The sequence below is a fragment of the Actinomyces sp. oral taxon 897 genome, assembly GCF_002999235.1.
Taxonomy (GTDB): domain Bacteria; phylum Actinomycetota; class Actinomycetes; order Actinomycetales; family Actinomycetaceae; genus Actinomyces.
In genome coordinates, this window is record NZ_CP027236.1 from 156,084 (window position 1) to 173,485 (window position 17,402).

The 17,402-nt window shown below is 69.7% G+C and carries 12 protein-coding genes; 7 read left to right on the forward strand and 5 right to left on the reverse strand.

The window, feature by feature from the left end:
• Positions 1-138 precede the first annotated feature (138 nt).
• Positions 139-1,851 carry an alpha,alpha-phosphotrehalase gene (locus C3V41_RS00645; RefSeq protein ID WP_254423625.1) on the forward strand — a complete coding sequence of 571 codons (1,713 nt, stop codon included), beginning with the start codon at positions 139-141 and terminating at the stop codon, positions 1,849-1,851.
• Between the two features lie 92 nt (positions 1,852-1,943).
• On the forward strand, positions 1,944-4,004 hold the full coding sequence (locus tag C3V41_RS00650) for a glucose PTS transporter subunit IIA (RefSeq protein ID WP_106108668.1): 2,061 nt from the start codon (positions 1,944-1,946) through the stop codon (positions 4,002-4,004).
• Between the two features lie 57 nt (positions 4,005-4,061).
• Here the strand turns inward: C3V41_RS00650 and C3V41_RS00655 are convergent, their stop codons facing one another.
• The 3 genes from C3V41_RS00655 to C3V41_RS00665 all read right to left on the reverse strand — a co-directional run bounded on the left by C3V41_RS00655 (position 4,062) and on the right by C3V41_RS00665 (position 8,714).
• A complete protein-coding gene (locus C3V41_RS00655) occupies positions 4,062-4,802 on the reverse strand; it encodes a UTRA domain-containing protein (protein WP_106108669.1) in 741 nt (246 codons plus the stop codon).
• Positions 4,803-4,814: 12 nt separating this feature from the next.
• The gene (locus C3V41_RS00660; protein WP_129591437.1) at positions 4,815-6,872 is read right to left on the reverse strand and encodes a L,D-transpeptidase; all 2,058 of its coding nucleotides are present in this window, start codon (positions 6,870-6,872) and stop codon (positions 4,815-4,817) included.
• A 225-nt stretch (positions 6,873-7,097) separates the two neighbouring features.
• Positions 7,098-8,714 (reverse strand): L,D-transpeptidase, encoded by a 1,617-nt coding sequence (locus C3V41_RS00665; RefSeq protein WP_254423626.1) that lies wholly within the window; start codon positions 8,712-8,714, stop codon positions 7,098-7,100.
• Between the two features lie 755 nt (positions 8,715-9,469).
• Between C3V41_RS00665 and gatC the strand changes: the two genes are divergently transcribed.
• Genes gatC through gatB form a run of 3 tightly spaced genes read left to right on the forward strand, consistent with a single transcriptional unit; the run spans position 9,470 to position 12,826 of the window.
• Positions 9,470-9,766, forward strand: coding sequence for an Asp-tRNA(Asn)/Glu-tRNA(Gln) amidotransferase subunit GatC (gene gatC / locus C3V41_RS00670; RefSeq protein WP_106108672.1), 297 nt, complete (start codon positions 9,470-9,472; stop codon positions 9,764-9,766).
• 7 nt (positions 9,767-9,773) lie between these two features.
• Complete coding sequence (gene gatA / locus C3V41_RS00675; protein WP_106108673.1) at positions 9,774-11,333, forward strand: Asp-tRNA(Asn)/Glu-tRNA(Gln) amidotransferase subunit GatA; 1,560 nt, start codon at positions 9,774-9,776, stop codon at positions 11,331-11,333.
• Complete coding sequence (gene gatB, locus C3V41_RS00680) at positions 11,333-12,826, forward strand: Asp-tRNA(Asn)/Glu-tRNA(Gln) amidotransferase subunit GatB (RefSeq protein WP_106108674.1); 1,494 nt, start codon at positions 11,333-11,335, stop codon at positions 12,824-12,826. Before gatA ends, gatB begins: the two co-directional genes overlap by 1 nt.
• 640 nt (positions 12,827-13,466) lie before the next feature.
• Here the strand turns inward: gatB and C3V41_RS13480 are convergent.
• Positions 13,467-14,684, reverse strand: coding sequence for a M23 family metallopeptidase (locus C3V41_RS13480; protein ID WP_254423627.1), 1,218 nt, complete (start codon positions 14,682-14,684; stop codon positions 13,467-13,469).
• A 574-nt stretch (positions 14,685-15,258) separates the two neighbouring features.
• Here C3V41_RS13480 and rpsB point away from each other — a divergent pair.
• Positions 15,259-16,080 carry a 30S ribosomal protein S2 gene (gene rpsB / locus C3V41_RS00690; protein WP_106108676.1) on the forward strand — a complete coding sequence of 274 codons (822 nt, stop codon included), beginning with the start codon at positions 15,259-15,261 and terminating at the stop codon, positions 16,078-16,080.
• A gap of 46 nt (positions 16,081-16,126) precedes the next feature.
• Positions 16,127-16,966: a translation elongation factor Ts gene (tsf, locus tag C3V41_RS00695; RefSeq protein ID WP_106108677.1), complete on the forward strand. Its 840-nt coding sequence runs from the start codon at positions 16,127-16,129 to the stop codon at positions 16,964-16,966.
• Between the two features lie 144 nt (positions 16,967-17,110).
• On the opposite strand, the gene C3V41_RS00700 is transcribed toward tsf, so the two are convergent.
• Positions 17,111-17,398 (reverse strand): hypothetical protein, encoded by a 288-nt coding sequence (locus C3V41_RS00700; protein WP_106108678.1) that lies wholly within the window; start codon positions 17,396-17,398, stop codon positions 17,111-17,113.
• Positions 17,399-17,402: the final 4 nt, after the last annotated feature.

Below are 17,402 nucleotides of genomic sequence, written 5' to 3' on the forward strand. Positions count from 1 at the left end.
AGCGGAGCCTAGCCGCTCCCCGGTGCGCGGGAGGCTACCTCCTCACAGCGATATATGATTCATCACACAATAATATGTGTATACAAGCTCGCCCTCGGCGGGCATCCTTGTGTGCACAAGCTGTTGAGAGGATGTCTCGTGCCTGCCAGCCCCGCGACCCGCCCCTTCCGGTCCAGCGTCGTCTACCAGATCTATCCCAAGTCCTTCCGCGACTCCACGGGGAACGGGGTGGGCGACCTGCGCGGCGTCATCGAGAAGGTCCCCTACATTGCCTCCCTGGGGGTGGACCACGTCTGGTTCAACCCCTTCTTCCCCTCACCGGGCCGGGACAACGGCTACGACATCTCCGACTACCGCGCCATCGACCCCGCCATGGGCACCATGGAGGACTTCGACGAGCTCGTCGCCGCGCTCGCGGAGCGGGGGATCGGCGTCATCCTGGACATGGTCCTCAACCACACCTCCACCGCCCACGAGTGGTTCCAGCGCGCCCTGGCGGGCGACCCCGTCTACCAGGACTACTACATCCTGCGCCCCGCCAAGGAGGACGGGAGCCTGCCCACCAACTGGGTCTCGAAGTTCGGCGGCCCGGCCTGGGAGCGCTTCGGGGACACCGACCACTACTACCTCCACCTCTTTGACCGCACCCAGGCCGACCTCAACTGGCACAACCCCGCCGTGCGCGCCCAGGCCGCCGGGATCGTCAACTTCTGGCGCGAGCGGGGGGTGCGCGGCTTCCGGTTCGACGTCATCAACCTCATTGGCAAGGACGAGGAGCTGCGTGACGCCCCCCCGGGCACCGACGACCGCGCCATGTACACCGACGGCCCCTTGGTCCACGACTACCTGCGCGAGCTCGCCGCCGCCAGCTTCGGGGCCGACGAGGCCGGTATCACCGTGGGGGAGATGTCGTCGACCACCATCGAGGCCTGCGTGGGCTATTCGCGCCCCGAGAACCACGAGCTGAGCATGGTCTTCAGCTTCCACCATCTCAAGGTGGACTACGACCAGGGACGCAAGTGGACCGACGTCCCCGCCGACCTGCCCGCCCTCAAGCGGATCCTCAGTGACTGGGCCCTGGGCATGCAGGAGGGGGGTGGGTGGAACGCCCTGTTCTGGAACAACCACGACCAGCCCCGGGCCATTAACCGCTTCGGTGACCCCGGGCGCTACCGCGCCGAGTCCGCCACCATGCTGGCCACCGCCGTCCACCTGCTGCGGGGCACCCCCTACGTCTACATGGGCGAGGAGATCGGCATGACCGACCCCGCCTACACCTCCATCGAGGACTACGTGGACGTCGAGGCGCGCAACGCCTACGCCGAGCTCCTTGCCGAGGGCCGGACCCCGCAGGAGGCCTTCCGGATCGTGCACCGCAAGGCCCGGGACAACTCCCGCACCCCCATGGCCTGGGACGCCAGCGCCACCGCGGGCTTCACCACCGGCACCCCCTGGCTGCGCCCCACCGGCCAGGAGGCCGTCAACGTCGAGCGCGAGGAGCGCGAGGGCTCGATCCTGCCCTACTACCGTCGGCTGATCAGCCTGCGTCACGAGCTGCCCCTCATTGCCGAGGGCGCCTACGCCCCCTGGGAGCAGGACAACCCCGACGTCCTGGCCTACACCCGCACCCACGAGGGCGACCGGCTCCTGGTCCTGTGCAACCTGCGGGGCACCGACAGCGAGGTCATCCTGCCCGAGGGCCTTGAGACGGCCGAGGTCCTCATTGCCAACCACGCCGACGCCGACGCCTGGGTCGCCGCCCACCGCGCCGTCCGTCCGCGCCCTAGCGCCCTGCCGCTGCGCCCCTACGAGGCCATTGCCCTGCTGGAGCGGGCCGAGCCCGCCGCCTGACGCCTCTTAGGCAGGGCGCGGGGGCGGCCGTACCGCCGGCCCACCGCCACCTTCCTTCCTGATTGATGTACCCCCTCCCCGAAAGGATCAGCATGACCACCGCACCTGAGCGGCAGGTACGCCTCGCGGCGCCTGTCTCCGGGACCACGATCCCGCTCGCGGACATCCCCGATCCCGTCTTCTCCTCCGGGGCCGTCGGCGACGGCTTCGGCGTCGAGCCCGACGCCGGCCAGGTGGTGGCGCCCGTTGACGGCACCGTCACGCTCGTGGCCGCCACCGGGCACGCCATCGGGCTCAAGACCGACTCCGGCCTGGAGGTCCTGCTCCACCTCGGGGTGGACACCGTGGAGCTCAAGGGAGCGCCCTTCAGGATGACCGTGAGCGCCGGCGACCGCGTGCGCAGCGGCCAGCCCCTGGGCACCATGGACCTCAAGGCGGTCACCGCCGCGGGCAAGGCCACCACCGCCATCGTGGTCCTGACCAACAGCACCACCCACCTCGCCGGGCTCGAGGTCACCCCCGGGCACGTCGCAGCGGGCGGACCCGCCGCCACCGCGACCCTGAAGGACACCAGCACCGAGCCTGCCGCCGAGGCCGTCGCGACGACGGGACGCACCGACGGGCGGACCGGCTTCGACGCCACCGCCGCGGACATTATCGCCGGGGTCGGCGGGGCGGACAACGTAGCCAGCGTCATCCACTGCATCACCCGGGTGCGCTTCTACCTCAAGGACGCCTCCCTGGCCAATGACGACGTCGTGTCCAACCTGGACGGCGTCATTGACGTCGCCAAGGCCGGCGGGCAGTACCAGGTGGTCATCGGCGCCGACGTCGTGGACGTCTACGACGCCATTGTCAGCCAGCTTCCCGCAGGCGCCGCCGGGGACGCCGACGAGGCCGCCGAGCCCGTGGAGCGGCCCACCACCCCCCTGGGCTGGGTCAAGTACGGCTTCTCCTCCCTCATCGGCGTCATCACCGGCTCCATGATCCCGGTGATCGGCGTCCTGGCTGCCTCCGGTATCCTCAAGGGCATCCTGGCGCTCCTCACCCAGTTCAAGGTCGTGGAGAGCGCCAGTGACACCTACCAGATCATCTCGGCCATGGCCGACTCGATGTTCTACTTCCTGCCCATTATCATCGGCTTCACCGCCGCCAAGCGCCTGGGCTCCGACCCCATTATCGTGGCCATTATCGGCGGCGTGCTCGCCTACCCCTCGCTCGCGCACATGTCGAACCCGGAGTACATCGTCAAGTCCGGCGATGACCCTGCGGGGTTCACGGCGCCTTACCACATCGTCAGGCAGATCGGCAACACGATCTTCAACACCGACTTCTTTGGTATCCCGGTCTCCCTGCCGCAGACCAACGCCTACGCCTACTCGATCTTCCCCATTATCGTGGCCGCCTGGCTGGCTGCCAGGATCGAGCCCTGGCTCAAGATGTGGATCCCGGCGGTCATCCGTTCCATCTTCGCGCCGCTGCTGGAGATCTTCATTGTCTCCACCCTGGTCCTGGTGGTCTTCGGCCCCATTGTCATGGCCATCTCCGGGGCCATCGCCACCGGGGTGACGGCTGTTCTTAAGCTGAGCTACCCCGTGGCCGGGCTCATTATCGGCGGGTTCTACCAGTGCCTGGTCATCTTCGGCCTGCACTGGGCGGTCATCCCGATTATCTCCCAGCAGATCGCCGACCCCGGCTACTCCCCGCTCAACGCCATCGTCTCGGCCACCATGATCGCCCAGGGCGGCGGCGCCCTGGCGGTGTGGATCAAGACCCGCAACCGCCGTATCAAGCGTATGGCCGGGCCAGCCACCATCTCCGCCATGTGCGGTGTCACCGAGCCCGCCATGTACGGCCTCAACCTCAAGTACGGCCGCATCTTCCTGACCGCCTCTATCGGCGGCGCCGTGGGAGGGCTCATCACCGGCCTGTTCAACGTCAATATGTGGGGCTTCACCGGCGCCTTCGTGGGCTTCCCCTCGTTCGTGAACCCCAAGGGTATTGACAGCTCCTTCACGGGCTTCTGGATCGCCTCCTTCGCGGCCCTGGTGGTGGCGTTCCTGTGCACCTACTTCTTCGGCTTCTCCGAGTCCGACCTCGAGGGCGGCAAGGAGGTCAAGAAGGTGCGTCTGGGCAAGCGTGAGCCCAACTAGCCAGACCGTCCCCTGAGGGTATGTGGCGGGGCGTGAGCACCAGCTCTCGCCCCGCCACTACCTCTGCCTGCGTGGTGCCGGCATCCGCTTGGCAGTGGCCTGGAAGGAGAAGTCCACGGGGGAGTGCCTTGAGACCGTGTACTCAAAGAGGGTCCCGGAGGAGTCGAAGGTCGAGGAGGTCACCACCGCCACGCAGTCCATACCCGCCAGGTGGATGAACTGACGGTCCTCAGGCGTGGCGCGGTCCACCATAATCGTGCGGGACGCGCTCGCCACGACCACCTTGAGGTCCTCCTCCAGATAGGAGTAGATGGAGGACTCCACCACCTGACGGGTCAGGCCCGGTACCACCACGGTCAGGAAGCAGCTGGTGTCCACAATGAGGGGCACGTTGTCCAGCAGCCGCAGGCGCCTGACCACGGTAATGTCCGCCCCCCGGGCCATACCGGAGCGCTCGGCGAGCGCGGCGTCCACCCGGGTGCGCTCCAGGGAGATGAGGTGGGTGGCCAGGTCCAGGTGGTTGCGGCGGGCCGCCTCACGCATGGACTCAATGCCGCCGATGAGGAAGGTGGAGGTCTGACGCCTCCGGTGGATCACCAGGACCCCGCGCCCCTGCATCGCCTGGATATAGCCCTCACCGGCCAGGAGCGTGAGCGCCTTGCGCACCGTGTTGCGGGTGCACCCGAACTCCGCCGCCAGCTGGTTCTCACTGGGCAGCAGCGACTGGAAGGGGTAGGCCCCCGTCTCAATGCGCTCCTGCAGCGTGGCGAAGATGTGGTGGTACTTGGCCTGCGGCACAGGGTCCTCTTATCAGTAGTGAGAGACCACCGGGGTCCCGATCTCGTCCCAGTCGTAGAACCACTTGGCTTCGCTGACCGGCAGGTTGATGCACCCGTGGGAGCCGCCCGGGCCCGACCACCCGAAGGTGTGCTGCCAGGGGGCGCCGTGGAGGGCGTAGGACTCGTGCCAGTAGGACACCCAGGGCACGCCCCTGGCGCAGTAGGGCCAGCCGGGTGTGCAGCCCATGTCCTGGGCAGCGTACTTGAGGTACACCGCGTAGGTGCCGGTGACCGTGGGGTGGTCGGGCGACCCCGGCACCATGGGTACCGGGCCGTGGACGACGCTGGAGCCCTCGTAGGCGGTCGTGGTGGCCTTGGACAGGTCGATGTCGATCCACTTCTCCCCGGGTGCCGCCGGGTAGGCCAGGTCCTGGGCGCCGTAGTCAATGAGCTTGTCCTGCCAGGCCGCGGTGTCGGTAGCCGTCTCCAGGGTGCCGGAGTAGTCGGTACCGGCCTCCAGGGCCGCCGCCGCGGCAGTGGCCAGCGCCTCCGCATTGGAGACGTGGCGCCCGTCCTGGGCCTGGACGGGTACTGCGGCCACGTTCCCGGAAGGGTCCACGTAGCGCTTGCCCGTGACCGAGTCCACGTTCAGGAAGGCGGCCTTGGTACGGATCCAGCTCTCCACCTCGGAGACGTCCACCGACAGGGTGGGGGCGGTGTGGGGGTGGGAGGTGGTAACCACCCAGGAGGCCTTGGTGGGCAGGTCGGCGGTCAGGGAGGCCTCCTCGGGCCCGGTGAGGGTCACGGAGTGGGCCACCATGCTGTTGGCGCTCCGGGCGACGGCCGCCGCCATCTCGTCGGTGACCTCCGGGGTGACGGTCGCCAGTGACAGGCTCACCTTGGTGCCCGACAGGGTGGAGGCCGCGGTGTCCACCGCCGTCTGGAGGGCCTGGGTGTCCAGTCCGACGCCCTCGCTGCCGGGGACCACCTCGAAGGTCTCCCCGTCATCGCCCAGGGCCAGGTCCGCGTTACGGGCCCTGGTACGGCCCTCGGGCACCAGGGACTGGGCGTAGTCGGCCGTGACCATGGGGTCGGTGGCGGTCACGACGTCGATTGACGTGGGGCTGACCAGCGCGGTCAGGCGGTGGAGGACCGAGCTGCTCGGGGCGATGGCGGCCTGTGCCGTGGCCTCGGCGTCGACCGTGGTACCCAGCTGGGCCAGGCTCGCCGTGGCCGAGACGTCGCCGGTCACGGAGACGGTGACCGACTCCGCCCGACTGCGCACCAGGGTGGCGATCTCCTCACGGCTCATTCCCGAGACGTCGATCCCGGCCACCGTGGTGTGCGGGGCGGCGACGTCGGCGTAGTAGCTCGCGTACGCGTAGCCTCCGGCCCCGATCCCCAGGAGCAGGGCGGCCGCCGAGGCCCACAGGATCCGACGCCGGGGCGCACGGAGGAGGCCGAGGAGACCGGAGTGGCGGTCTGGTCCTGCTTTCGGCTCTGCCTGGGTGAGCGGCTCCGCCGGGTCAGGCTCGTCCTGAGTTGGTGGCTCTGACGGGGCGGGCTCGTCCTGGGTTGGTGGCTCCGCCTGGTCGGGGCGCTCCGTCTGGGTGGACGGCTCCGATGAGTCGGGCTCTGCCTGGGCAGGTGGCTCCGCCTGGGCGGGCTCGTTCTGAGCGGGTGGCTCTGACGGGTCAGGCTCGTCCTGGGTGGGCGGCTCCGACGGGGCGGCCCCGTCCTGGGTTGGTGGCTCCGCCTGGGTGGACGGCTCTGCCGGGTCAGACTGCTCCGTCTGAGCGGGCTCGTCCTCGTCGGGGCGCTCCGTCTGGGCTGGTGGCCCTGCCGGGTCAGACTGCTCTGCCGGGTCAGGCTCGTCCTGGGTTGGTGGCTCCGTCTGGTCAGACTGCTCCGGCGAGTCGGGGCGCCTGTCCTGGGTAGGCGGCTCTGCCTGGTCAGGCTGCTCCGCCTGGGCAGGTGGTTCCGCCTGGTCGGGGTGCTCGTCCTGTGGTGTGCTGGCCTCGGCCACCGGGTCCTCGGGGGTGGCGACCGAGTCCTGCGGACAAAGAAGTGGGGTGGAAACGTCGTCCATGCCGCATCAGGCTCCTTGCAGAGAAGTGGGGAAGGGGGCGTGAGACATACTAATTCACTGGGGAGACGGCCAGGGACCAGGATCTGGTACCAGAACTCTCCCCCTGATGTGGCGTCCGGCGCAGAGCGGCAGGTCAGTCGGCAATCGAGATAAGACCGTGAGAAAAACGTGACGGGACCGTGATATACGATCACGGTCCCGTCACGCCCAGACGACAGGCGGCTCTCAGTAGTGGGAGACCACGGTGGTGCCGATCGTGGCCCAGTCGTAGATCCACTTGGCCTCGCCCACCGGCATATTGAGGCAGCCGTGGGAGCCGGAGAAGCCGAAGCTGGAGCGCGACGGGGCGCCGTGGAGGGCGTAGCCCTCGTAGAAGTAGCTGATCCAGGGGATGCCCTCGGCCTCGTAGGGGGTGCCGTCCGCGTTCTGCCCGCGCATGGTCTGCGTGGCGTTCTGAAGGTAGATGTGGTACGTGCCGGTCACCGTGGGGGTCTCCGGGGCGCCGTCCACGATGGACACGGGGCCACGCACGACGGTGGCCCCCTCGTAGGCGGTGACCGTCTTGTTCGAGAGGTTGATGTCGATCCACTTCTCGCCCACAGCGGCCGGGTAGACCAGGTTCTCCGCGCCGTCGGCGATCTTCCGCTCCTCCCAGGTGGCCTCGATCGTCTTGGTGGTGAAGGAGCCGGTGTATGCCTTACCCGAGCCCAGGGCGTTGGTAATGGCCGAGGCCACGTCCGCGGAGTTGGACACGGTGGTGCCGTCCTTGGCCTCCACGGCGGTGGCGACCACCTCCCCGCGGGAGTTGACGTTGCGCTGGCCCTTGACCGGCTCGGCATTGACCTCGTCGGCCTGCTCGTTTACCCACGTGGTCACCTTGGCGTTGTCCACGCCCAGGGTCGGGGGGTTGTCACCGCTCTGGGAGACCGTGATCCAGGAGGCCTTGGTGGAGGCGTCAGCGGTGAAGGACTCCTCCTCGGTCTTCTTCTGGTCCCCGGAGCCGGTCGTGGTGGTGGCGGTGATGGTCACGTCCTGGGACACCCAGGAGTTCGCCTTGTCCGCGACCGCCTGGGCGTCGGCGTCGGAGACCTTCGGGGGGGCCGTGACGAAGCTGACGGACACGTCCGTGGAGGTCAGGGAGGTGGCGGCCTGCTCGGCCGCGGTACGCAACGTGGAGGCGTCAATGCTCACGCCCTCGGAGCCAGGGCTGACCTCAAAGGTCTCGTCGTCCTCGCCCAGGGTCACCCCGGCGTTGTGGGCCGCCGTCTTGTCGGAGGGGATGAGGGAGCTGGCGTAGGTGGCAGCGGTGTCCTCCTGGGTGGTGGTGGCCACCGTCACTGGGTGGTCGGAGAACAGGCCGGCCAGGCGGGAGCCGAAGGAGGCGCTGGGCTTCAGGGCGGCGTCAGCCACTGCCTCGGCGTCCACCGTGACGCCGAGATCCGTCAGGGAGGCGGTGGCGCTGGCGTCACCGGAGACCTTCACGGTCACAGCGTCGGCCTTGGAGTTGACCAGGTCGACGATCTGCTGACGGTTCATGCCCGACACGTCCGTCCCGGCCACCGTGGTACCTGGCAGGGCCAGGCCGGAGTAGTGCGAGGCGTAGGCGTAGCTGCCCACAGCGGCGGTGCCCAGGAGCAGGAGGGCCGCCGCCGCGGTCCATAGCGGCCAGCGACGACGCCGGTCCCGGGCAGGGGCTGGAGCAGGGTGGTAGGACGCCTCGGGGCCGGGGGTGGGGACGACCTCGGGAGCGGCGGGGGGCGGGGGCGTCACGACGTCGTCCTGGGGGCCCGCCTCGTCAGCGGTTGGAGCGGTCGGGGCGCTGGTGAGCGCGTTGAACTGCACGGAGATCCTTGATCCGGGTGGGCGCGTCGTACAGGGGACGGCGTGCCCAACCTTGTCCACAATCCAATGGCCCGCCGACGTGCGAGCCTTAGGTTCCATCACACCGGCGAGTCGCTGAGTTGTCAATGGAGAACACGGTGATTCTCTCTGTGAGATCGGGCAAAAGTAGTCGGGGACGGGGCGGCGTGGTGCTCCAGGACGGTAGGTAAGCTCCCCTTGCGTCCTCTGGGAGGTGTTTCCTGCCGGGACGGGGCTGGTGGTCTGGCTGGGGGCCGGGTACCGGCAGGCACCGGTCGTTTCCTGCCGGGACGGGTCTGATGGTGCTGCTGCTCTCCCGGCGTCCTCGGGGGTGGTGGTCGCGCTCCTCGACGAGACAGCTCAGGCGCCGCGCCGGGCCCTCACCGCTCGAGCTCGCGGACAGCGCCCGCGCGGAGCGCTGGCGTCCTCCCCGAGGACGGCCTGAGGCCCACCTTCGGGCGACCCACGCACCGGACGGGCAGCCCCTGTGTACGGAGCTGTCCTGGCGATCGGGACCTCTACGTGTGGGGCGGGTCCGTAGCCCCTGCAATACGGGGCCGTCCCCGCGAACTTCACGGCTACCCCGGCGCCAGCCACCATAGCTCCTGCAATACGGGGCCCTGGTCTGGTGCCGCCCAGGGGCAGGAGGAGCATCACGGTCCCAGGCACCCTCGTGCCGCTACGGCTCCGGTGCCGCCCAGGGGCGAGGCGGGGCCGGGCGCGGATACACTGCCGCCATGTCCACCATCTCCACCGACGAGGTAGCCCGCGTCGCGGCGCTCGCACGGGTGGCGCTGAGCCAGGAGGAGGTGACGCGCCTGGCAGGTGAGCTGGACGCCGTCGCCTCGTCCTTCGCCCGGGTCACCAGCGTGGTCACGCCCGACCTGCCTGCCACCTCCCACCCGGTCCCCCTGACCAACGTGCTCCGCCAGGACGTTCCCGGACCCACCCTGGACGTCGACGAGCTCCTTGCCGGTGCCCCGGCAGCCGAGGACTCCATGTTCCTCGTGCCCCAGATCCTCGGGGAGGAGTGAAGGACCGATGACCTCTTCCACACTTTCCTCGCTCGTGCGTGCCACCGCCGCCGAGCAGGCCGCTGCCCTCGCCTCCGGCGAGGTCTCCTCCCACGAGCTGACCCAGGCGCACCTGGACCGTGTGTCCGCCGTTGACGACGCCGTGCACGCCTTCCTGGACGTGGACGCCTCCAGGGCCCTGGCCGACGCCGACGCCGCCGATGCCGTACGGCGCCAGGGGGCGGCCGGGGAGCTCACCGGGGTACCCGTGGCCGTCAAGGACCTCATCTGCACCAGGGGACAGGTGACCACCGCGGCCTCACGGATCCTCGCCGGCTGGGTCCCGCCCTACGACGCCACCCTGGTGACCAACCTGCGTGCCGCCCACCTGCCGGTCCTGGGCAAGACCAACCTGGACGAGTTCGCCATGGGCGGCTCCACCGAGCACTCGGCCTTCGGCCGGACCTCCAACCCCTGGGACCTGGGGCGGATCCCCGGGGGCTCCTCGGGCGGCTCGGCGGCGGCCCTGGGGGCCTTTGAGGCGCCCCTGGCGGTGGGCACCGACACAGGTGGCTCCATCCGCCAGCCTGCCGCCGTCACCGGCACCGTGGGGGTCAAGCCCACCTACGGCACGGTCTCGCGCTTTGGCGTCATCGCCATGGCCTCCTCCCTGGACACCCCCGGCCCCATGGCCCGCACCGTCCTGGACACCGCCCTGCTGCACGACGTCATCGCCTCCTACGACCCCCTGGACTCCACCTCGCTCAGTGACGCCCCCCGGGGCATGGCCGCCGTCGTGCGCGCCGCACAGGCCGGGCGCGACCTCAGCGGGCTGCGCGTGGGCGTGGTCCGCGAGCTCGACGGCGGCGAGGGTTACCAGCCCGGCGTCGTGGACTCCTTCCACGCGGCCCTGCACCTGCTGGAGGAGGCCGGGGCCCAGGTCGAGACGGTCTGCCTGCCGCACCTGGAGTACGCGCTGGACGCCTACTACCTCATTATGCCCGCTGAGGCCTCCTCCAACCTGGCCCGCTACGACGGCATGCGCTACGGCCTGCGGGTGGAGCCCGCGCAGGGCCCCGTCACCGCCGAGGCCGTCATGGCCGCCACCCGCGGCGCCGGTTTCGGTGACGAGGTCAAGCGCCGCATTATCCTGGGCACCCACGTGCTGAGCGCCGGTTACTACGACGCCTACTACGGGAGCGCCCAGAAGGTGCGCACACTCGTCCAGCGCGACTTCGCCGCCGCCTGGGACGAGGCGGACGTCCTGGTCTCACCCACCGCGCCGGTGACGGCATACAGGTTCGGGGAGAAGGACGACCCGCTGACCATGTACAAGCTGGACGTCACCACGATCCCGGCGAACCTGGCCGGTGTCCCGGCCATGAGCCTGCCCTCGGGCCTGGTCGACGGCCTGCCGGTCGGCTTCCAGATCCTGGCCCCGCAGCGTGCCGACGACCGCCTCTACCGCGTGGGCGCCGTCCTGGAGGCCGCCCTGGAGGACAGGTGGGGCGCCCCCCTGCTCTCCCAGGCCCCCGCCCTGCCCGAGGCCGCCCCCGGCCAGGGCGCCGTATCTGAGGAGGAGAACTGATGGACGAGCTCATGGACTACGACGAGGCGGTGCGCCGCTACGACCCGGTCCTGGGGCTGGAGGTGCACGTCGAGCTGGGCACCGCCACCAAGATGTTCGACGCCGCCCCCAACGTCTTCGGGGCGCGACCCAACACCATGGTCACCCCCACCAGCGTGGGGCTTCCCGGCTCACTGCCCGTGGTCAACGGCAAGGGGGTGGAGTACGCCATCCGTATCGGCCTGGCCCTGGGCTGCCAGATCGCCGAGTCCTGCCGATTCGCGAGGAAGAACTACTTCTACCCAGACCTGGCCAAGGACTTCCAGACCTCCCAGTCCGACGAGCCCATCGCCTACGACGGAGCCCTGGAGGTCGAGCTGGAGGACGGTACCTTCTTCACCGTCCCCATTGAGCGGGCCCACATGGAGGAGGACGCCGGGAAGAACACCCACGTGGGTGGGGCTGACGGCCGTATCGAGGGCGCCAGCCACTCCCTGGTGGACTACAACCGTGCCGGCGTGCCCCTGGTGGAGATCGTCACCCGCCCTATCGAGGGCGCGGGCGAGCGGGCCCCTGAGGTCGCGGCCACCTACGTGAGGACCCTGCGCGACATCTTCCGGGCCCTGGGGGTCTCCGAGGCGCGTATGGAGCGTGGCAACGTGCGTGCTGACGTCAACGTCTCCCTGCGTGAGTCCCCCGACGCCCCCCTGGGTACCCGTACCGAGACCAAGAACGTCAACACCTTCCGCGGTATTGAGCAGGTTGTCCGCTACGAGATCCGGCGTCAGGCGGCGGTCCTCGCCTCCGGGGGGACGGTGCTGCAGGAGACCCGCCACGGCCAGGCCGACGGCACCACCCGCCCCGGTCGCGTCAAGTCCGATGCGGACGACTACCGCTACTTCCCTGAGCCCGACCTCGTCCCCGTGGCCCCCAGTCGTCAGTGGGTCGAGGAGATCCGGGCCGCCCTGCCCGAGATGCCCGCTGCCAGGCGGCGGCGTCTGAAGGCCGAGTGGTCCCTGTCCGACTCCGAGATGCGTGACGTGGTCAACGCCGGTGCGTTGGAGCTGGTCGAGGCCACCACGGCTGCCGGTACGAGTGGCCAGGCTGCCCGTAAGTGGTGGATGGGGGAGCTCTCCCGCGCCGCCAAGGAGCGTGGGGTCACGCTGGAGGACCTGCCCGTCACCCCGGCGCAGGTCGCCCAGCTCCAGTCCCTGGTGGACAGCGGACGCCTTACCGACAAACTGGCACGTCAGGTCCTGGAGGGTGTCCTGGCCGGGGAGGGTGACCCCGAGGCCGTGTCCGCCGCCCGGGGCCTGGAGGTGGTCTCCGACGACGGCGCCCTGCTGGCTGCGGTTGACCAGGCCCTGGCCGACAACCCCGACGTCGCGGAGAAGATCCGTGGCGGCAAGGTCCAGGCCGCGGGTGCCATTGTCGGCGCGGTCATGAGGGCCACCCGGGGCCAGGCCAATGCCAGGCGGGTACGTGAGCTCATTATGGAGCGGGTGAGTGCCTGAGCTGACGTCCGCAGGCTTATTCAAGGAGTGGTGTCCGGTCCGGGGGGAGGCGTGGACTCACCCCGGACCAGGGGAGAGGGGCCACGTCGTCCGGGGTGGAGGCGTGGAGGGTTGCCATAATCCTCTCGGAGCGTGCGTCGTGGCCCCGTCCGGGTCGGGGGTCTGGAGCCCCGACCGCCGTGGGGCCTGCGTCGAGGCGGCTGCTGGGCCGGACGGACATTGCGCCCGGGTCAGCTTGCGGACCCGCAGACGTCGGAAGGACGGCTCTGCCGCGCGGGTATCACTCATGCACGGGCTCCGCTGGCCCGGGGAAAACTGCGTGTCCCTCTACCTGGGGACTGCCGCGACGACGAGCCCAGCTGACCCAGGGAGGACCAGCCCCTCGAGCTCAGGTCCAGGTTGGCGCGGGTCTGGACGTGCCGGGCCGGGGGACCGGCCCCGTAGCCCAGGGGAGGACCTCCAGGGGAGGATCTTCTGAGCCGTGTAGCAGGTGCCGACGCGGCGCAACCTGGGGTGGAAGGACCGCCCCACAGAAGGCGGACGACACGTGCGATAAGGGCGCACAGGCTCCCGGCCCCGGGTCTGCCGGTGCTCTCACGGGCTGGTGGTGCAAGACACCTCCTGCGCCGCCAGCCCGTCGCTACCGGGACGGCTTGAGGCGGATGACCGTGGAGGTCAGGAGCCGTAGAGGGTTGATGTAGCTCTTCCGACCGGTGCGCGCACCCCAGTGAAGGGCGTCCACCCCGTCGGTACGGTGGCCAGCCAGGAGCGTGCCGATCACCTGCCCGGCCTCCACGTGGTCCCCGGCCTGCACGCAGGGCTCTACCGGCTCGTAGGTGGTACGGATTCCGTCGGCGTGGTCGATCGAGACCACCGGCCGCCCGGCCACGGGCCCGGAGAAGGCCACCGTCCCTGCTGCCGCGGCACGTACCGGGGAGCCTGCGGCCAGGGCCAGATCCACTCCCCGGTGCCCGCGCAGCCAGTCGTGGGCGGGCGGGTCAAAGGAGGCTAGGACGGCGACCGGGCCCCCTGTCGGCCAGGTGTAGCGCACCCGGGGTGAGCGCTGGGGGAGGGGCGCCGGGTCACCCTGACCGCTCCCTGGGACCGATACCCCCGCGGCGTCCGGCATGAGCCAGGTGGCGTCTGAGACCGTCAGCCCTGACGCAGGAACCGCCTGGCCGTGTGCGAGGACGGTGGGGTGGGCGCCAGCTGTCGTTCCCGTGACGGGCGTGCTCCCCGGGACCGGGGGCGGCTCGGGGGCCGTGGGCCGGGGCGGGCTGGCCAGCTCCGTCGGACCAACCGGCTCCGCCGGGCCAGCAGGAACCGGTGGGTTGGCCAGCTCCGTCCGGCTTGCCGGGTCGGGTGGGACAGTGAGGGTGGCTGGAGCGGACGTCCCCTGGGAGGCCGTGCCGGCTAGGGTGGGGCCAGCGGGAGCGGGAGAAGTACCCAGGTCGGGAGCACCGGGGCCAGCAGGAACCGGTGGGCTGGCCGGGCCGGGCGCGTCAACGGAGACGGTCGGGTCGCCGGGGACAACCGGGGCGGGCACCGGGGAGGACGCCAAGGACACCGTGGTGGAGTAAGGGAAACGGCCCTGGGTGGGGGTGGTCGGGGGCTGGGGCCCTGGGGCCGGGGCGATGACGTCGTGCCCGCCGCCCGGGGTCATGGTCCTCTCAGCCGGGGCGGGTCGAGGCCCTACCTGCCCGGGTGGCGGATCCGGGCTGGTAGGCCTGGAGTGAGGGGACGCCGCCGGTGCCGAGGACGAGAGCAGGAGCAGGGCGGCGGCCAGGAGCACCAGGCCGGAGACCCTCCGGGCGCGGGCGGGCTGGACTGGCTGAAGAATATGTGTGAAGTGTGTCATGGCCATATACTGTGCCTAGCGCGTCCCACGTTTCACCTGTGATGCCTCTACCCTGTGGACAAAGAGTTGTCCACAGGCTGAGGACGCCGAGTGACGCCGCATGATTCCGCGGTTCCTGCCTCTAAGGGGTGCTCTTATTGAGGAGGCGAGGGGCCTGGTCGGCGCTGCGGCAGGGCCTGGTAGACGGTCGCAGGCGCCGTCCTGAGAGGCTGTGATACCCTCACGCCGCAGCGTGCTGCCTGTCATCTTGGATCGACAGCTCCCAGTGCGTTGACTACGCGTGCCCGCACCTGCGAGGCCCACCAGTACCTGGTGGGCCTGACAGGACGTCCTCTCGGATGACGCAGCCGTGGTCCCGGCCCAGCCGGGTGGCTGCGCGTCGCAGGCACCAGGCCCGTACCCGGTACCGCCCCGTCGGCGTCGGGGTCGTCCCACCCGTCCCGCACGGGTGACGGCAGGGAAGAAACCAGCCCCCGGACCCCGGCGTCAGGTCCCCGCCACGGGACGGCGGCGCCGTCGGTCCCAGAGAGACCGTGGCCCGGGCAACCTCCCGGGACCACACGAAAGGACCGTCATGGCAGTCGTGACCATGCGCCAGCTCCTCGAGAGCGGTGTCCACTTCGGGCACCAGACCCGCCGCTGGAACCCTAAGATGAAGCGCTTCATCCTCACCGAGCGCAACGGCATCTACATTATCGACCTTCAGCAGTCGGTGGACGGCATTAACGCCGCCTATGACTTTGTCAAGGAGATCGTCGCCCGTGGTGGGAACATCCTCTTCGTGGGCACCAAGAAGCAGGCGCAGGCCGCCGTGGCCGAGCAGGCCCAGCGAGTGGGTATGCCGTACGTGAACCAGCGCTGGCTGGGCGGTATGCTCACCAACTTCTCCACCGTGCACGCCCGCCTGGACCGCATGAAGGAGCTTGAGCAGATCGACTTTGACGACGTGGCCGGCTCCGGCCGCACCAAGAAGGAGCTGCTCATGATGCGTCGGGAGAAGGACAAGCTCTCCCGCACCCTGGGCGGAATCCGCGACATGGCCAAGCTGCCCGCCGCCGTCTGGGTGGTGGACACCAAGAAGGAGCACCTGGCCGTTGCCGAGGCCAAGAAGCTGGGAATCCCGGTCATCGCGATCCTCGACACCAACTGCGACCCTGACGAGGTCACCTACGGCATCCCCGGCAACGACGACGCCATCCGCTCCGTCGAGCTGCTGACCCGCGTGGTGGCCGAGGCCGTGGCGGCCGGGCTGCTTGACCCCGCCGCGGGCCGGGGCCGCACGGGTGCCAAGGAGTCCGCCGGGACCCCCGAGGACGAGCCCCTGCCCGAGTGGGAGGCCGAGCTCCTCTCCGGTACCTCCGAGGCCACGGAGAAGGCCGCCTCCGAGCAGGCCTGAGCCCCAATACTTCGTCCGTCAACTCCACGATCACCAGGAGATATCCATGGCGAACTACACCACTGCTGACATTAAGGCGCTGCGCGAGAAGACCGGCGCCGGCATGCTCGACGTCAAGAAGGCGCTCGACGAGGCCGACGGCGACATTGAGAAGGCCATTGAGATTATCCGCGTCAAGGGACTCAAGGGCATTGCCAAGCGCGAGGGCCGCTCCGCCTCCGCCGGGCTCATTGTCGCCAAGGTCGTCGATGAGGCCCAGGGCCAGGTGGGCGTCCTTGTCGAGATCAACGCCGAGACCGACTTCGTGGCCAAGAACCAGAAGTTCCTGGACTACGCCGACAAGGTCCTCGCCGCCGCCCTGGCCTCTGACGCCCAGAGCGCCGAGGCGCTGGCCGAGGTCGAGGTCGACGGCACCAGCGTCAAGGACCTCACCGACTCCATGCAGGCCGTCATTGGCGAGAAGATCGTCGTGCGCCGCCTGGCCCGCCTGACCGCGCCGCAGGTGGAGCTCTACCTGCACCGCACCAACCCCGACCTGCCCGCCCAGGTGGGCGTGCTGGTGGGCACCGACGCCGCGGCCGCCCAGGTGGCCCACGACGTCGCCATGCACGTCGCCGCCTACTCCCCGGCCTACCTCAGCCGCCAGGACGTCCCGGCTGAGACCGTGGACAAGGAGCGCTCCATTGCCGAGGAGGTCACCCGCGCCGAGGGCAAGCCCGAGAAGGCCATCGCCAAGATCGTCGAGGGACGCCTGAACGGCTTCTTCAAGGAGAACGTCCTGCTGGACCAGGCCTACGCCAAGGACCCCAAGACCACGGTCGGCAAGGTCGTCAAGGCTACCGGCGGTGAGCTGACCGGTTTCGTGCGCTTCCGCGTGGGTGCCTGAGGCAGGTCCCCTGATACCGGCCCCGAGACGGGGCGTGCCTGTGGGCGGTGCGTGACAGCGCCGCCCACAGGCACGTTCACGAGGTGGGGGACGTTCCCGTGGGCAGTCTGGTGACCTCCTGGCGGGCCCCCCGGATCTCGCGTGCTAGATCCCCTCGTGGACGATCTTCTTAATAGTCTTCTCGTCCATGCCGGTGATGTTCTCGTCGCCGCTCTCGCCCTCGGGGGAGAGGAGCCACCAGGCTGCCATGGAGCCGGCGATGACGAGCAGGGCGATACCGGCCCACAGGTTGGCGTTGACCCCGCCGGTCTTGGCGTTCTCGTCAGGACCGTTGAGGAAGGCTGAGCACAGGAGCAGGTACACGCCGATAATGCCGAGCACGGCGGCGATGACGGTGCGGATGTCCGCGAGGACCTTGAGGAACGTGTTCATAGCT